The 16,874-nt window shown below is 66.8% G+C and carries 13 protein-coding genes and 1 other RNA gene; 3 read left to right on the top strand and 11 right to left on the bottom strand.

Going from position 1 to position 16,874, the window contains the following annotated elements; translation table 11 throughout:
• Positions 1-88: 88 nt before the first annotated feature.
• From cydB to LL962_RS05880, 8 genes are all read right to left on the bottom strand, one after another.
• Complete coding sequence (gene cydB / locus LL962_RS05915) at positions 89-1,105, bottom strand: cytochrome d ubiquinol oxidase subunit II (RefSeq protein WP_104587227.1); 1,017 nt, start codon at positions 1,103-1,105, stop codon at positions 89-91.
• The gene (locus LL962_RS05910; RefSeq protein ID WP_228316269.1) at positions 1,105-2,502 is read right to left on the bottom strand and encodes a cytochrome ubiquinol oxidase subunit I; all 1,398 of its coding nucleotides are present in this window, start codon (positions 2,500-2,502) and stop codon (positions 1,105-1,107) included. The genes cydB and LL962_RS05910 overlap by 1 nt, the downstream gene beginning before the upstream one ends.
• A gap of 417 nt (positions 2,503-2,919) precedes the next feature.
• Positions 2,920-4,308 (bottom strand): amino acid permease, encoded by a 1,389-nt coding sequence (locus LL962_RS05905; protein WP_104587225.1) that lies wholly within the window; start codon positions 4,306-4,308, stop codon positions 2,920-2,922.
• Positions 4,309-4,773: 465 nt separating this feature from the next.
• Complete coding sequence (locus LL962_RS05900) at positions 4,774-5,835, bottom strand: pectate lyase family protein (protein ID WP_104587224.1); 1,062 nt, start codon at positions 5,833-5,835, stop codon at positions 4,774-4,776.
• Positions 5,836-6,281: 446 nt separating this feature from the next.
• Positions 6,282-6,467, bottom strand: a complete 186-nt coding sequence (locus tag LL962_RS05895; protein WP_104587223.1) for a hypothetical protein — start codon at positions 6,465-6,467, stop codon at positions 6,282-6,284.
• Positions 6,468-6,642: 175 nt separating this feature from the next.
• Positions 6,643-7,590 carry a proline iminopeptidase-family hydrolase gene (locus tag LL962_RS05890; protein ID WP_228316268.1) on the bottom strand — a complete coding sequence of 316 codons (948 nt, stop codon included), beginning with the start codon at positions 7,588-7,590 and terminating at the stop codon, positions 6,643-6,645.
• 125 nt (positions 7,591-7,715) lie between these two features.
• Positions 7,716-7,791: non-coding RNA, sX9 sRNA (locus tag LL962_RS05885), on the bottom strand.
• Positions 7,792-7,851: 60 nt separating this feature from the next.
• Entirely contained in the window at positions 7,852-8,616 is a 765-nt protein-coding gene (locus tag LL962_RS05880) for a LuxR family transcriptional regulator (protein ID WP_228316267.1), read from the bottom strand.
• A gap of 176 nt (positions 8,617-8,792) precedes the next feature.
• On the opposite strand from LL962_RS05880, the gene LL962_RS05875 reads away from it, so the two are divergent.
• From LL962_RS05875 to LL962_RS05865, 3 genes are all read left to right on the top strand, one after another.
• On the top strand, positions 8,793-10,175 hold the full coding sequence (locus LL962_RS05875) for an APC family permease (protein WP_228316266.1): 1,383 nt from the start codon (positions 8,793-8,795) through the stop codon (positions 10,173-10,175).
• 422 nt (positions 10,176-10,597) lie between these two features.
• Entirely contained in the window at positions 10,598-11,995 is a 1,398-nt protein-coding gene (locus tag LL962_RS05870; protein WP_104587219.1) for a trypsin-like serine peptidase, read from the top strand.
• A gap of 198 nt (positions 11,996-12,193) precedes the next feature.
• Positions 12,194-13,204 (top strand): MBL fold metallo-hydrolase, encoded by a 1,011-nt coding sequence (locus LL962_RS05865; protein ID WP_228316265.1) that lies wholly within the window; start codon positions 12,194-12,196, stop codon positions 13,202-13,204.
• A gap of 30 nt (positions 13,205-13,234) precedes the next feature.
• Here the strand turns inward: LL962_RS05865 and LL962_RS05860 are convergent, their stop codons facing one another.
• The 3 genes from LL962_RS05860 to LL962_RS05850 all read right to left on the bottom strand — a co-directional run bounded on the left by LL962_RS05860 (position 13,235) and on the right by LL962_RS05850 (position 16,731).
• Positions 13,235-14,746, bottom strand: coding sequence for a tryptophan halogenase family protein (locus tag LL962_RS05860; RefSeq protein ID WP_228316264.1), 1,512 nt, complete (start codon positions 14,744-14,746; stop codon positions 13,235-13,237).
• A gap of 178 nt (positions 14,747-14,924) precedes the next feature.
• Entirely contained in the window at positions 14,925-15,965 is a 1,041-nt protein-coding gene (locus tag LL962_RS05855) for a cupin-like domain-containing protein (RefSeq protein ID WP_104587216.1), read from the bottom strand.
• Positions 15,966-15,978: 13 nt separating this feature from the next.
• On the bottom strand, positions 15,979-16,731 hold the full coding sequence (locus LL962_RS05850; protein WP_228316263.1) for a SapC family protein: 753 nt from the start codon (positions 16,729-16,731) through the stop codon (positions 15,979-15,981).
• Positions 16,732-16,874: the final 143 nt, after the last annotated feature.

Below are 16,874 nucleotides of genomic sequence, written 5' to 3'. Positions count from 1 at the left end.
CGGACCCGGCAGTGGTATGCGTGCACGCCGGTTCCGGGCGTGCCATCCACATCCACCCGACCCTGCCGGCGACGTCGCGTTCGCCGCGTCAGTGGTGATAGCCGGTGTCGGCAGTGATCTTGCCGCGAAACACGCGGTACGACCACACCGTATAGCCCAGGATCAGCGGCAGCAGCATGACCAGGCCCACCATCGCGAACGCCTGCGAGGACGGCGGCGCCGCCGCCTGCCAGATGGTGTAGATGGGCGGCACCAGATACGGCCACATGCCCAGTACCAGGCCGACGAAGCCCAGCACGAACAAGCCCATCGCCAGCAGGAACGGCGGCGTATCCGGCTGCCCGGGCGCACTGGCGCGCCACAATGCGATCCCCACCACGGCCACCAGCAGCGGCACCGGCATCAGCCACAGGTAATGCGCGCCGGTGAACCAGCGTTCCATCACGTGCGATTGCAACGACGGCAACCAGGCGCTGACCAGCCCGATGAAGATCAACACGCTGATGGTCAGCGGCCGGGTCAGTTGGCGCGCCAGCTGCTGCACATGGCCGTCGGTCTTGAGGATCAGCCAGGTGCTGCCGAGCAGGGCGTAGCCGAACACCAACGCCGCACCGGTCAGCATCGCGAACGGACTGAACCACCCCCAGACGCCGCCGACATACCGGTCGTTCTCGATCGGCAGCCCCTGCACCAGCGCCCCCAGGATCACGCCCTGCGCGAAGGTGGCCAGAATCGATCCGGCCGCGAACGCGTTGCTCCACAGCCGCCGCGAGCGCTGCGCCTTGAAACGGAACTCGAACGCCACGCCACGGAACACCAGCGCCATCACCATCAGCAGCACCGGCAGATACAGTGCCGACAGGATCGCCGCATAGGCCTTGGGGAAGGCCGCCAGCAGGCCCGCCCCGCCCAGCACCAGCCAGGTTTCGTTGCCGTCCCAGATCGGCGCGGCGGTGTTCATCATCAGATCCAGCTGCTGTTCGTCGCGGCGAAACGGCGCCAGGATGCCGATCCCGAGCACAAAGCCGTCCAGCACCACGTACATCAGCACGCCGAAGCCGATCACCGCGAACCACGCCACCGGCAACACGCTCGTCATGTCCATCACACCGCTCCGTCGATGGGTTCGTCGGCGGCCGACAGCGGTCGCGCCGGAGTGTGTTCGCCGTGATCCAGCTGCGGCGCGTCGTGCGGAGTCGGCCCGATCTTGCCGATCTTGACCAGATACCAGATGCCCCAGCCGAACACGAACGCATAGCCGGCCACATAGACTGCCAACGAGATCGCGGTCATCCAGGCCGACTGCGGGCCCACCGCATCGGCGGTGCGCAGCAGCCCATAGACCACATAGGGCTGCCGGCCCATCTCGGTGACGAACCAGCCCGAGAGCAGCGCGACGAAACCGCTCGGCAGCATCCAGCGCCACACCGTCAGCAGCCAGCGCCACTGCAGCAGGCGGCCGCGCCACCACGCGAACGCCGACACCCAGGCCACCAGCAGCATCAAGGTCCCCAGCCCCACCATGATGCGGAAGGCGAAGAACACCGGCATCACCGGCGGGCGCTCGGCCGCCGGCACCGTGGTCAACGGTGGAATGCTGCCCTCCAGGCTATGGGTCAGGATCAGGCTGCCCAGGCGCGGAATCGCCAGCTCGTACGCATTCCGCTCGGCCTGCGCATCGGGCAAGGCGAACAGCACCAGCGGAACACCCTCGCCCGGCTCGCCTTCATGCCAGTGCGCTTCCATCGCGGCGATCTTCATCGGCTGGTGCTCGAGCGTGTTCAGGCCATGCATATCGCCAACCACGATCTGCAGCGGCACGGTGATCGCAGCGAACACCACCGCCAGTTTGAGCATGTGCAGGCCCGCCTCGCGGTGCACGCCACGCTGCAGATACCACGCGCCCACCGCACCCACCACGAAGCAGGTGGTGATGAACGATCCCAGCGCCATGTGCGCCAGACGGTACGGGAAGGACGGGTTGAAGATGATCTGCAGCCACGCCACCGGGTGCACGATGCCATCGATCACCTCGTAGCCGGCCGGCGTCTGCAGCCAGCTGTTGGAGGACAGTATCCAAAACGTGGAAAACAAGGTCCCCAGCGCCACCATGCAGGTGGCGAGGAAATGCAGGCGTTCGGAAATGCGCCCCCAGCCGAACATCATCACGCCCAGGAAGCTGGCTTCGAGGAAGAACGCGGTCAGCACCTCGTAGCTCAACAGCGGGCCGATCACCCCCCCGGCGATGCGGCTCAGCTCCGGCCAGTTGGCGCCGAACTGGAACGCCATCACGATGCCGCTGACCACGCCCATGCCGAAGGACACGGCGAAGATCTTCTGCCAGAAGAAGTACAGCTCGCGCCAGACCGGCAGACGCGTGCGCAGCCAGCGCCATTCGAGGAACGCCAGCAAACTGGACAGCCCGATGGTGAACGCAGGGAACAGCACGTGGAACGCGATGACGAACCCGAACTGGATCCGCGACAACAACAGGGCGTCCATGGAGAACCCTCCAGGAGTGAGTGGACCGTTGGCGCATCGGCGGTCGATCGACCGCATTCGCCTGCGCTACGCCGTCATGATAAGGACGCCCGCCTCGGTTCCCGATGCGACACGGCGTCGCATCTGCGTCGAACCGTCGCGGCCTTCCTGCATCGGGATGCTACGCCTGCTGTGTAACGCAACATGTGTTTTCTGCCACAACGGCGTCCGCCCGTATCCGCTGCCCGGAGACGGCAGACGCGACGGTTGCTCGTGCAGGCGCATGCAATGATGCCCGCACGCTGCAACCGGCCTGTACCTGCCTCCTGGCGGCCATCGGATGCTTCCGGCTCCGGCAGGTGCGTTGCCACCGAAGCTTGAGACACGCGGGCCGGCGAGCGGCAGCGCGGAGCGCTGCCTCACGTGGTGCTGGTGCCGTCACACCGTGCGGCGGATGCGCCGGGCGATTTCGCTGACCAGCGCAATGGCGACGGTCAGCCCGACCATCGACAGGAACTGCACCTGCGTTTCTGCCGAACGGGCCAGCAGCACGAAGATCATCGCCAGGATCGCCAAGGCCAGCACGGTCAGGAACGGATAGCCGCGCATGCGGAACGGCAACGCGACGCCGGCGCGATCGGCACGCGCACGCAGGATCAATTGCGACAGCAGCGAGATCGTCCACACCAGCAGGCAGGTGGCACCGACGATGTTGAGCAGCATCGGCAGCACTTTGGTGGGATACAGCAGTTCCAGCACCGCTGCGGCGAAACCGAACAGTACGCTGGCGACCACTGCCGCCAACGGCACCTGTTCCTTGCTGGTCCTGCTCAACCAGTGCGGCGCTTCGCCACGCTGCGCCAGCGAGAAGATCATCCGCGAGGCGCCGTACAGGTTGGCATTGAGCGCCGACAACAACGCCACCACCGCCACCAGGGTGATCGCGGTGGCCGCGCCGGGAATGCGCGCCACGTCCAGCACCGCCGCGAACGGCGAGCCGAGTGCGGCACTGGTCCACGGCACCACCGCCACGATCACGCTGATCGAGCCGATGTAGAAGACCAGGATGCGCCAGGCCACGGTACGGATGGTGCGCGCCAGGCTACGGCCCGGGTCGGCGGTTTCCGCAGCGGCCACTGCCACGATCTCGGTGCCGCCGAAGGCGAACACCACCACCAGCAAGGCAGCACCGACGCCGGCCAGGCCGTTGGGGGCGAAGCCACCGTTCTGCGTGAAATTGGCCACGCCCGGCGAGGCCACGCCGGGCAGCCAGCCGGCCAGCAGAGCGAAGCCGATCAGCAGGAACACCACGATCGCCACCACCTTGAGGATGGCGAACCAGAATTCGAACTCGCCGAAGTTACGCACACCCAGCAGGTTGATCGCGGTGAAAACAGCCATGAACAGCGATGCCAGCAGCGGAACCGGCAGGCTGGGCCACACCGACGCCAGCAACCCGGCCGCGCCGACCGCCTCGGCCGCAATCACCACCACCACCTGAAACCACCAGAGCCAGCCCACCGTGGCGCCGGCGGTCGGCCCCATGGCATCGGCGGCATACACCGAGAACGCCCCGCTGGACGGCTTGGCCGCCGCCATCTCGCCCAACGCGTTCATCACGATGATCACCAGCGCACCGGCGATCAGATACGACAGCAGTACCGCTGGCCCGGCCTTCTGGATGCCAACGCCCGAGCCCAGGAACAGCCCGGCACCGATCGCAGTGCCCAGGCCCATCATCATCAATTGCCGCGGTTTCAGCGCGTGGCGCAAGGCGGGCGCGGCGGTCGAAGCGTTCTGGGCAACAGGATCGGTCGGAAGCGACATGGAAGGAATCGGGAAAGGTGGTAGCCCGACACGATACCGCGTCGCGGCGCCCATCGCGCCTCTTGACGTCGAGGCCTGGGACAGGCGAAGGCGGGGGCAACGCAGCCAGGCCAGGCGCGACGGTTGGCAACGACCGCGCCACGCCGTGTCCGGCGCACACCGCCGCTCCGCTGTGCTGCGGTGCACACCCACCGGCAGAGACGTTGGCGATCACGCCCACGCCTTGAACAGCAGTCGCATGGCGACCTGAAGCCACGCTTGTGTCGCGCCCCTCCTATCGCGGCGCTGCACAAGCGGCCACCGGCTCTGCCCGGCGACGAGGCACAGGCCTGCCTGCACGACCTGCGCGGGCAGGTCGAAGCCAGGCTCCCCTCCACGCACGCGCGGCGCCCCGCGGGCCTGCCTGCCGCATTGAAAAGATCCCCGGCGCTGCCGGGGATCTGTGGTGATGCGCGACGCCGACGCTTACTCCGCCAGGTTCGTGCCTGCGCCTGCGGTGGCGATCACCTTGGCCTTGACCTGCGCGGCCGGGGTGACGGTGTAGATGTAGCCCAACGGTTCCGGAAACACCTTCGAACTGATCCAGGTGGTGGCGTTGGCGTAGGGCTTGCTGCCGTCCGGAGTGCTCCAGGTGATGCCGCCGCCGACGTAGTTGTTGATCAGGTCCCAATAGCCGATCTCGCTGCTGTCGCGCGAGGTCACCGGGTTCTTGATGTTCTCGAAATAGTTGGATTCGATCTTGGCCACCCCGCCCATGCGCACATTGATGCCGGAGGTGGTGACGTTGTTGAAGTAGTTGTTGTAGATGTGGCTCAGGCCGCGCCGCTGCAGCGGTACGCGCGACTCCACGTTCTCGAAGCGGTTGTGGTGATAGGTGGTGCGCGCCGCCGAGTTCTTGCTGTCGCTATCGCTGAAGCCGTTGAGCGCGACCTTCTGATAGTTGTAGACATGATTGTAGGACACGGTGACGTGGTGCACGCCCTTCTTCATGTCGATGCCGCCATCGAAAGAGGCATCGCCGGCGCCCGAGCATTTGGTCAACGACGCGAAGACCGTGTTGTGGTCGATCCAGATCCTGGATGGCTCGCCGCTGGAGTTTCCTTCCAGCGAAATCGAGTCCGCCGCCTCACCGCCCTGCAGCAGGCCGATGGTCATGTTCTGGATGATCACGTTGTGCGCATCGCCGACCACGCGCAGGCCGAAGTTCGCCGCCGAGCCGTTGGCGCCCTTGATGGTGATGTTGCTCTTGTTCTTGATCTGCACGGTCTTGGCCGGCAGCTTCCATTGCGCGCACACATTCTTGATGGTGCCGAAGTCGAACTTGCCGGTGTAGTTGAGAACCAGCCCACCGCTGCCGGAGTAACCATCGATCGCCGCCTGCATTGCCTCGAAACTGGCCACGTTGACCGGTGTCTTGTTGCCGCCACCGGTGGTGGCGGCGCCGTATCCGACCGGCCCGGCGATCGCGCCGGCAGCGCAGGCGGACAGTGCGAGCGCAAGCGCGCCCTGGAGCATCTTGCTAGTCATGCAGCCTCTCCCAAAAAAGTCGATGAGCGCTGCGTCGCGCCTGCGCAGTGGCAATGGCGACGACAACGCGTTACGTGGGGGGCTGCATTCTTCGCGCGCCTTGAAACAGAAAACAATTATCCATCTTTGAAACTTTGACGTACCCCGGTGTTCTCCTTGCAGGACATGCAAAAGAGACAGCATGGGACAGCAGGGACAGGACACCGGCGCAACGCACGCTGGCGCCCGCAGGATCGACGCATTGCCGCCACCACCCGAAAGAACTGCATGCGTCTTTCAAGCTGCACTGCCGTCGTACCGCAGCAGCTGCAAGCAAGCACGGCCAACAGTCGCCCTTCCCCGCCTGGCGGCGAGCGCAGTGGTTTCGTCAGCTGCGCTGAGGCGACGACGACCGCGGAGGCTGCATCGCAACCAGCCCGGCGATACGCAAATGACGCATCGCTCGCTCAGGCCATGTCGGTAACCGGATGCACCGTTGCGCCTGTTGCGCGCGCACGGTCGCGCACCTGTGCGCTGCGCTTACCGGCGCTGCTGCGCGGCCGTTTCGTACCTGCGCCACGCAGCAGCGAGGCGAACCAAACGCCGATATGTCGATCCACCCAACGACCCTGCACGTCGGCGATGATCGCCACTGGCCGTCCGCCGGCAGCTGCCCCCCCAAGGCGGGCCGCAGACGCGATCATCGCCTTGCCCAAGCGCGCGAGGCCTACCAGTGCGCAGAACGCAGCAGGAATGCTGGCGGGCGTATTCGCCAACCCGCTGCGCGCACCGGCCTGCAGCTTGCAGCGGCGCGTCCGCCTGCTCGGTTCAGATCGTGCGGCTGGGGCTGGCCAGTGCCCGTGCGCCGGCCACCTCGCTGCAGGCCCACGGGGTGTGGTCATCGAGAAAATCGCCGACCAGCCGCATGCAGGCCACGCGTTCTTCCACGTGCGGCATGTGGCTGGACTGCGCGAACACGTGCCAGCGCGCATCCGGAATCAGGCGTGCGTAGGGTTCGACGGTTTCCGCAGTGGCTTCGTCGTACCTGCCCGAAAGCACCAGCGTGGGCGCATTGATGCGGTGCAGGCGCTCGATGATGCTCCAGTTGCGCAGGCTGCCCACCACGTGGAATTCGGTCGGCCCGTTCATGGCGTGGTACACGGTGGGATCGGCGTCGATGGCGGCGAAGGTGCGGGCCACCTCGTCGGGCCAGGGCAACACGCGGCACACGTGGCGGGCGTAGAACACCTGGCTGGCGGCGCGATAGGCCGGATGGTCCAGCGTGCCCGCCGCCTCGTGTTCGTCCAGGACCGCCTGTACCGGCTCGGGCAGTTCGGCGCGCAGCCGCAATGCTGCGGCCCGCCACAGCCCCATCGACGCCGGCGAATTGGCGATCACCAGCGCGCACAGGCCAGCAGGGCGCCGCACCGCATGCTCGGCCGCCAGCATGCCCCCCCACGACTGCCCCAGCAATGCGTACCGCGCAAAGCCCAGGTGCGTGATCAAGGCCTGCAGCTCGTCCAGAAACAGCCCCACCGTCCAGAAGCCGGGATCGGCGTTGGGCAGGTGGGTGGAGCGGCCATTGCCGAGCTGGTCGTAATGGATCACCGCACGGCCACCGGCAGCCAGATCCCTGAAACTGTCGACGTAGTCGTGCGTGCAACCGGGCCCGCCGTGTAACACCACCAGGGGGCAGGCGTCGCTGCGCAGGTCGCCGGTGATGCGGTACCAGGTGCGGTAGCCGCGGAACTCGACGTAACCTTCGGTGGACTGCATGACCTGCGCCTGCTGTGCGGCAATGATGACCAGCGAGCCTAGCGGGCATGCCGCTCCGCGTGTACTGGCAAATCTCCCAGGTTTGCGGCGCCCGGTGCCCGGCGGCGGTCGAGCGGCCGAAGAGCGGCCAGCAACACGTCGCGAGCAGTCGTCAGGCGGGTGTGGACGGCGCGCAGGAACCGCAGTGGACGAGCGGTACATGCCGATCCGGGCACCGGCCGCGCCCGCCGGGCGGGGAGCGCAGTCGTCTTGTCAGCCGCTCTAAGGCTCCAGCAACCGGTAGTGCATGCCCCGCACCACCGCCTCGACCCGGTTGCGTGCGCCCAGTTTTCGCGCGGCCGAATTCAGGTGTAGGTTCACCGTGGCCGTGGACCGATTCAGCGCGGCAGCGATGCTCTTGGCGGTGAGCCCCTTGGCCGAGTAGTGCAGGCATTCGCGCTCGCGCCGGGTCAGCACGATGTGGTGACAGCGACGCTCCTGCGGGTCCAGCAGCTCCTGCGCGCGTGCCTGGAAGGCGTGGGCAATCAGCATGAACGCAGAGAGCTGCGCTTCGGCCAGGCGCGGCGCTTCGGCCGCCGCGGCGTCGACCGCGCCACTGAAGGTCGCGAATGCGCCGCCCGGCAGATGCAATGGCACGGTGACACCGGTTGCCATGCCGCTGTCGCACAGGTAGCGCGTGACCTGGCGGTGCTGCCCGCCGACATACTCCACCCCGGAGGCGCCGCCGTCGTTGCGGTAGGACCAGACGAATGGCGTGGTACGCCGCGTCGCGCGCTGCTGCACCGGATCGTGCTGGTAGTAGCCGTGCGCGCACCACACGTCCTGCATGTCGCCGGGGGCATTGCGCTGCATGAACACCGTCGGCGTGATCAGCGCGCCCTCGATGCTCAGTGGAACCGGCGCGTAGTCGTACACCAGCGACTGGAAACCCAGCGCGCTGATGTCGCCAAAGACCCGGTCCAGACAGGCATCCAGCGTATGCCGTGCCTGCAGATCGTGGTCCAGGCTGGCCAGTGAGTCGAACATGGGTGTCCTTCGCGGAAAACCAGCGCACTGGAAGGGATCCAGCACGGAAAACCTAGCATTTTTACCAGTGGATGGGTGCGGCGGCCACATTATCGTCACAATGCCGGTCGCGCAGCGGTGGCTTCGTTCGCAAGGCGACGCGCGCGGCCCCGGCCCCCCTCACAGCGGACACCTGCATGACCGATACCCCACGCCGCGACGACGCGGCCGCGCTGGAACGCTTCGGCTATGCGCAGGAGCTCAGGCGCCAGCTCACGCTGAAGGATCTGCTGATCTACGGGCTGGTGTTCATGGTGCCCACCGCGCCGTTCTCGATCTTCGGCGGGGTATTCGACATCAGCGCGGGAATGGTGCCGCTGACCTATCTGGTGGGCTTCGTGGCGATGCTGTTCACCGCGCTGAGCTACCAGCAGATGTCGCAGGCGTTCCCGGTGGCCGGCTCGGTCTATGCCTATGTGGGGCGCGGATTGAGCAGCGGCATGGGGTTCCTGGCCGGGTGGGCGATCCTGCTGGACTATCTGCTGGTGCCGACCCTGCTGTACGTGGTCGGCGCCAATGCGATGCATACCGTGTTTCCCTCCGTGCCGCAGCCGGCGTGGATCGCCTTCTTCGTGGTGCTCAACACCGTGGTCAACCTGCGCGGCATCGAAACCACCGCACGCGCGAACCGGTTTTTCCTGTACGCGCAACTAGCAGTGCTGGCGCTGTTCGTGGTGCTGGCGACCCTGGCCATCCAGCGCGGCGTCAACGGCGCGCACTGGAGCCTGCGCCCGTTCTACAACCCGCAAGCATTCTCGCCGCAGCTGATCTTCAGCGCCTTGTCGGTCGCAGTGGTGTCGTTCCTGGGCTTCGACGCGATCTCCACGCTGTCGGAGGAAACCCGTGGTGGCAACCGCGTGGTCGGCCGCGCGACCTTGCTGGCGTTGGTGCTGGTGGCCGGCCTGTTCGTGCTGCAGACCTGGCTGGCGGCATTGCTGCAGCCCAACCTGCAGCGCTATCCCGATGCGCAGGCCTCCAACGATGCCTTCTTCGAAATCGGGCGGCTGATCGCCGGGCCATGGCTGCAGATCGTCATCGCGTTGACGGTGGCCATCAGCGCGGCGATCGCCAATTCCTTGGTCGCACAGGCGGCGACCTCGCGCCTGCTGTTCGCCATGGCACGTGATCGTCAGCTGCCGGCCTTCCTGCGCCACATCCATCCGCGCACCGCAGTGCCGCAGCGCGCGATCCTGCTTGTCGCAGCGCTGAGCATGGTGCTGGGGGAAGTGTTCGTCGGCCAGATCGCGTTGTTGTCGTCGCTATGCAACGTCGGCGCGCTGAGCGCCTTCGTGTTGTTGCATATCGCCGTGCTCTGGCACTTCCGTCGACGCGCCGGCATCGTGCTGCATGGTCTGGTGCCGTCGATCGGCATCGTGATCCTGAGCTATGTGCTGATCAATGCCGACCGGCACGCGCAACTCGGCGGCGTGGCATGGATGTGCATCGGTGTGGCCGTGCTGGCATTCCTGAAGCATAGCGGTCGCTCCACCCACTTCCGCGCCAGCGACGCACGCGAATAACCGCGGCCGCCCGTCCGGCACATCGATCGAGACACTCGCGCAGGCAGCCGGCAGGCCACGCTGCCAACGCGCGCCGACACTGCGCAGCTGCAGCCGATCGCCGCATCACAGGTGCGCCGTCACCGCTGCGTTCGACGCAGCCGGACGCTCTCATTCGCCCACGCATCACGCCCGCTCCTGTGGCCTGCCACCAGTGCTGCGCACGCATCAATGCGCTGTACGCCGGAGCCGTACGGTCGCGATACTGCCATCTGCCGCCCTGCCAAATCGGTAATGTATTTTTGCATATAACTTATCTCCGAACGAGATAGTTAGCACATATTCATTTTTGTACATTCGCTAGTCTCGTCGAGCGCCAACGATGGCGCCGCGGGTTGTGGCCCCCGCCGCAGCCCGTTGTTCCCTGACGAGAAGGACTATCCATGAATCGCAAGAATGCGTTGTATCTGGCGCTGTTCTCGGCTGTTTCCGGCTCTGCGCTGGCAGCGCCGCCTACCGAAATGGACGCCGCACCGGTGAGTTCGGCGCCTCAGGCGGCCAAGCTGGGCGGGGCGTCGTTGCAGTCGGCCGCGCTGCGGGGCGGCATCGTGCCGACGCGTGTGGCGCAACTGGCGGCGCCGACCAGCCAGGAACTCGGCCGCGTACGTGAGCGGCGCGTCGCGCAGGTCAAACATGGCCAACCGCTGCAGATCGGCTTCTCGCGCGCACTGAAGCAGCCGTCGGTGAACCTGGCCAAGCTGGATTGGCAGATGGCAGGCGACGGTTCGCGCGTTGCCACCTTGAAACTCGGCTCGGCGCAGGCCGCTGCGCTGCGTGCGGCACTTGTCCTGCGTGGCGCCGGCGCGACGCCGGGCGACCCGTCCAGGGTCACGCTGCGCTTTGCCGGTGACGACGGCCGCGTGTTCGAGCAGTCCGGCGCCAGCTTCGTGACCACCGGCGATGCCATCGGCTGGTCGCCGACGGTCAGCGGCGAAAACCTGCTGGTGGAAATCTCCTTGCCCGCAGGCCTGTATCCGGAAAACTTCAGCCTGAGCGTGCCGCAGGTGTCGCATCTGGACATCAGCCCCACCGCCAGCACGCGCGACATGATGACCATTGCCATCGGCGAGAGCGATGCCTGTCAGAACGACGTGATGTGCCGCACCAACCCCACTGCAGGCTTCACCAATGCGTCCAAGGCGGTGGCACGGATGGTGTTCACCACCAGCCAGGGCTCGTTCCTGTGCACCGGCACGCTGCTCAACAACACCAATACGCCCAAGCGCAACCTGTTCTGGACCGCGGCGCATTGCATCAGCAACCAGACGGTGGCCAACACCTTGCAGACCTACTGGTTCTACGACGCGGCGCGTTGCAATGGCAATACCGTCAGCCCGCAGGCGACCACGCTCAGCGGCGGCGCGTTCCTGCGCCATGCCAACAGCACGCGTGACACCGCATTGCTGGAACTGAAGACCGCACCGCCCAGCGGGGCGTTCTACGCCGCCTGGACCAGCGCGGCGATCGCTTCCACCAGCACATCGATCGTCGGCATCCATCACCCGTCCGGCGACGTCAAGAAGTATTCGCTGGGCACGGTCAATGCGCTCAACACCTCCATCGACGGCAAGAGCCCGCTGTATCGGGTGGTCTGGAGCGATGGCGTCACCGAGGGCGGTTCTTCGGGCTCGGGCCTGTTCACCATCGCCAGTGGCGGTGCGTACCAGCTGCGCGGCGGCCTGTACGGCGGCTACTCGTTCTGCACCGCGCAGAGCGATCCGGATTACTACTCGCGTTTCTCGGACGTGTACTCCTCGATCTCGAGCTTCTTCGGGCAGTAAGCGGCCGATGCACGTGGCAGGCGATCGGCTCGCCTGCCATGTGCGATCGCAGCGTGCGCGCTGGCGCCTTGCCACTGCGCACGCTGCGGGCCGGCAGCGCGAACACGGCAGGCCGTGCAGCCTGCCACGTTTGGTCACCGCAATGCGGTGCGGCGTGTCGGCGCTACCCTATGCTCCCGCCACGCCCCTGGAGCCGCCATGTCCGTACCCTCCCGACCGCACTCCCGCCGTACGCTGCTGCGGCTGGCGTTGGCCACGGCAACGTCGATGGCGGTCGGTCCGTTGGTCGCGGCGTCGCGGGCCGGTGCCGGACACGCGCAACCGGCAGATGCGGCCAGGGCTCCGGAACCCGGCTTTCCGGCCGAAGGCAGCGTGCTGGTGCTGCTGGGGACCAAGGGGGGGCCGACACCGTCGCCGTTGCGCGCTGCCGCCGCCAACGCACTGGTGATCGATGGGCAACCCTATCTGATCGATTGCGGCAATGGCGTGGCACAGCAGTTGGCCAAGGCCGGCATCCAGCTCCCTGCGCTGCGCGACATCTTCGTGACCCACCATCATTCCGACCATAACGCCGACCTGCTCAATGTGGTGTGGCTGGCCTGGGCCAGCGGCCTGCAGACGCCGGTGCACCTGTATGGCCCACCGGGCATCGGCAGGATGGTGGATGCCTTCGTGGAGATGAATGCCATCGACATCGACGCGCGCATGCGCGAAGAAGGCCGTCCGGCATTCAGGCCGCTGATCCATGTACACGAATTCGACCGGCCCGGCAGCGTGCTGAAGAACGACCAGGTCGAGGTCACCGCCACCTTGGTGGATCATTACACGCTCGCACCGGCATTCGCCTACCGCTTCCAGGCGCGCGACCGCAGCGTGGTGTTTTCCGGCGACACGCGTTATCTGCCGGCACTGGCCGACTTCGCCAAGGACGCCGACATCCTGGTGCACGAGGTGATGTACCTACCGGCGCTGAAGAAGCTGCTCGAGACCGACGACAACGCCCCTACCCTGCTCGATCACCTGCTCAAGAGCCATTCCACCAGCGAGCAGGTCGGCAGGATTGCCGCTGCCGCCCGCGTCAGGATGCTGGTGCTCAACCACTTCGTGCCCGGCGGCGATGCCTCCATCACCGATGCGATGTGGAGCGAGGGCGCACGCAGGCACTACAGCGGCCCGATCGTGGTGGGCAAGGATCTGATGCGGCTGTAGACGCAGCGGCCGCATCGGATGCGGTGATGCTCAGGCCGGAACCGGCGCACGCGCACCCCAGACCTGCGCGCCTGCCTTGCAATACCGTTCGATGAACGCCTGCTGCGACGGCAGCTGGTCCACTGCCTGCCGGATCGGCACGGCAATGCCGTCGAGTAGCCGTTGCAGATCATGGTCGGAGAACGCGCGCGTCAGCGGGTGATGCTGTTCGGGCATGAGGCCCTGGCCCATCAGCACGTGGGTCCAGGAATCGACACGAAACAGCTCGTCGGTGCCCTGCCAGGCATGCGCGCGTTCGCGCCATGCGCGCAGGCGCAGCGCCAGCGACTCGGGCAGCTCCATCTCGCGGCACTGCCGCCACAGCGGCTCATCGCGCCGGGTCGCGTGGTAATGCAGGGTGACGAAGTCGCGCACATGCTCCATCTCGGCGCGGCTGACATCGTTGAACAGCTGCACCTGCGAGGGCGCGATGCCATCGGCCGGGAACAGCGTCAGCAGCCGGACCACGGCCGAAATGGTGAGATGGATGCTGGTGGACTCCAGCGGTTCGATGAAGCCGCTGGCCAGGCCGAGCGACACCACGTTGCGGTTCCAGGCCTTGAGGCGGCGGCCGGTGCGGAACGGCACCATCCAGGGTTCCTTCACCGCCGGGGCGGCAACCTCGCGCAGCAGCTTGGCGTGCGCCTCGTCGTCGGACAGGTGCTTGCTCGAAAATACCAGGCCGTTGCCCACACGATGCTGCAACGGAATATGCCAACGCCAGCCGGCTTCGTGGGCGATGGCGCGCGTATACGGCACCGGCGGCCCCAGCGCTTCGGTCTGCACCGCCACGGCGCGGTCGCAGGGCAACCAATGGCTCCAGTCCTCGTAACCGGTCTGCAGCGCCTGCTCGATCAACAGCCCACGGAAGCCGCTGCAATCGATGAACAGCTCGCCCTCCAGCACCTGCCCGTCCTCCAGTACCAGGCTGGCGACATCGCCGCTCTCCGGCTGCAGCACGACCCGCTGGATCCTGCCCTCGATACGGCGGACCCCGCAGGCCTCGCTGCGCGCGCGCAGAAAGCGCGCATACAGCGCCGCGTCGAGGTGATAGGCGTAATTGACCGCCGGCTCGCGCAGCATGCCGAAGCGGTCCACCCGCGAGGCCACGGTTTCCAGGCAGTAGTCACCGAAGCTGCCGGGCATGCCGCGACGCTGGCTTTCCAGCCACAGATGGTGGAACGCGCAGACCAGAGTGCTGTGCCCGGTGATGCCGAACGGATGGATATAGCGGTCGCCCTGACGCAGCCAGTGTTCGAAGGAGATCGACAGCTTGAAGGTGCCGGCGACCGCGCGCAGGAATTCCTGTTCGTCGATCTGCAGGAAACGGTGGAAGGTCCGGATCGGCGGCACGGTGGACTCGCCTACCCCTACGGTGCCGATCTGCTCGGATTCGACCAGCGTGATCTCGAGCAACTCGCGAAACTGATGCGACAGCGCGCATGCCGCGATCCAGCCGGCGGTGCCGCCACCGGCGATGACTACCTTGCGAATCCGGTTCACTGCGAACTCCTGTGGGAACGATGACGGGATGCCGACACGCCGCCGGGACCGGCTGCCCGCGCTGGCGCATGCGCTGCGGGCACGGGTTCGACACCGCAGCGCTGCGATTGCCGACTCCGCCGCCGCCCAGCACAGCCGGTGCCAGTCTGCGCGCTCACACTGCATGCCGCGCCGGGCATCAGCGATTGAGCCGGCCGATCAGCATGGCACGCAGTTGTCGTGCCAGCGTAGGGTCGACCGGACCCAGCGCCTGCCGCACCGGTTCGGGCAGGTGCTCGCCGGCGCGCTCGGCGGGCCCGAACACGTAGTAGTCGAACAGCGCGCGCCAGGCATCCTTCTCGGCCGACGGCCGATCGCGGATGGCCCATAGTGCGTGGTACAGCGCCGGCATCGCTGCCGGCAACTGCGCAGGCGCGCTGCTCCACCAATAATTGACCAGCACGTTGAACGGCTGCAGCGCCTGCACGTGATGCCACCACATGCTCGGGATGAACAAGGCATCGCCCGGTTCCAGCACGGTGGTGCGCGCGTGTTCCAGCGCATCGGCGAAACGGGGATACCGCTGCAGGTCGGGATCGGCGACATCCACCATGCTCACCACCTGCCCGCCCGGCGTGGGCTCCAGCGGGCCGGGATACAGGTTGCCCACCTGCTGCGGCGGAAACAGGGTGAATCGGCGTCGCCCGACGGCGCAGCAGGCCAGGTTGTCGGGCGCATCGTAATGGCAGGACGCGGTCACGCGATTGCCGATCCAGATGCTCGGCTGCGCCACGACGCCGCTGGCGGCCAGGTCCAGATCGTTGCACGCGCGCAGGCCGTGCAGGTTGTCGTCCACCGGCAGCGAGGCCAGGTAATACGTGGGCGGTCGCGGGTCGTCGCGATGGGCCGCAATGGCGTCGAGCAAGGCGCTCAACGTGCCGCGCCGCACCTCGAAGTTGAGTGCGCTGCCGTCGTCGGTGTAGAACGGGCGGCCGGCGATCTCCGGGCCACCGTAGGAATACTGCAGGGCACGCCCGGTGTCGTGCGCGCGCAGCAACGCCATCGCCTCGTCGGCGCTACGCAGCCCGGCCTGTACCAGCGCCCAGTCGGCGGCGACACCGCGCAGCACCACCGGCTCGGCAGCGGCGCACAGCTCGGCCAGCGGCAACGCGCCCGGACGGCCATCGCTGCGCTCGGCGATGGCCATAGCAGGACGCACGGAAGCCACGAATCCGCCCATTCGATCGGCGGACCTAAGCCGCCACGGCGGCGGCCTGCAGGTGCTGCAGGCGACGCTGCTTCTCGGCCATCAGCCGGCGCACGTTGTGCAACGACGCCAGCATCAGATACGCACCTTCCAGATACCCGGCCCGGTGCAGCTGTTCCAGCGCCTGTGCATCGAGCGCGGCCAGGCGCTCGCGATCGATGGCGAACAGGCCGTCCAGATGCGTGGCATGGCTCGCATCCAGCGTCACGTCCAGCCGCACCGGCTGGATCAGTCCCTGCGCATCGAGCGCGGCCGCCATCGCCTGGCCCGCGTCCACACCCTCGCGAATGCCGCGCAACACGCCGATGATGTGTTCCAGATACGGGCTATGACCGCCCTGCGGCAGGAACACCGCTTCGCCCTCGCTGCGGCTCACCCGCGGGTGTCCCAGGTCGACATGGATCACCGGCTCCTGCACCAGCGCGCCATCGATCCGTTGTTCCTGAAACCCGATCAGGAACGGTCCCTTGGCGACGATGCCGGGCAGGTAACTCGCATTCCAGCGACCTTCGTGCAGGAACAGGTTCTCATCCTGCGCAAAGCCCAGCAACGCCACCGCCTGATAGCCACCGGTGGCCGGATCCTTGCGAAAGAACAGCGGATATTCGCGTTGCAGCTCGGCGTACTCGGTCACGAACGCCGGCACCAGGCCCACGGCATCGCCGAACTCGGTGCCGAAGCGCAGGATCACCCGCAGATCGTGGTGGGCCACGTTGTTGAGTACGGCGTATCGGCTCATCTCATGCTCCCGCAGCCGTCTGCGCTGGACGCCTGCATTGAAAAGGATCGCGCGCGCTTGCGCAGCTGCGCACGCCGAGGACCGAGCATTGCCAAAAACGCACCGCCCGGCAAGCCGCAGGGCAGCATCCGCGACCTCCGGCA

It is taken from the genome of Xanthomonas sp. NCPPB 1067 (genome assembly GCF_020783795.1).
Classification (GTDB): domain Bacteria; phylum Pseudomonadota; class Gammaproteobacteria; order Xanthomonadales; family Xanthomonadaceae; genus Xanthomonas; species Xanthomonas melonis.
The sequence above is the reverse complement of the archived record's forward strand: the minus strand, read 5'-3'. Positions and strand labels throughout refer to the sequence as shown.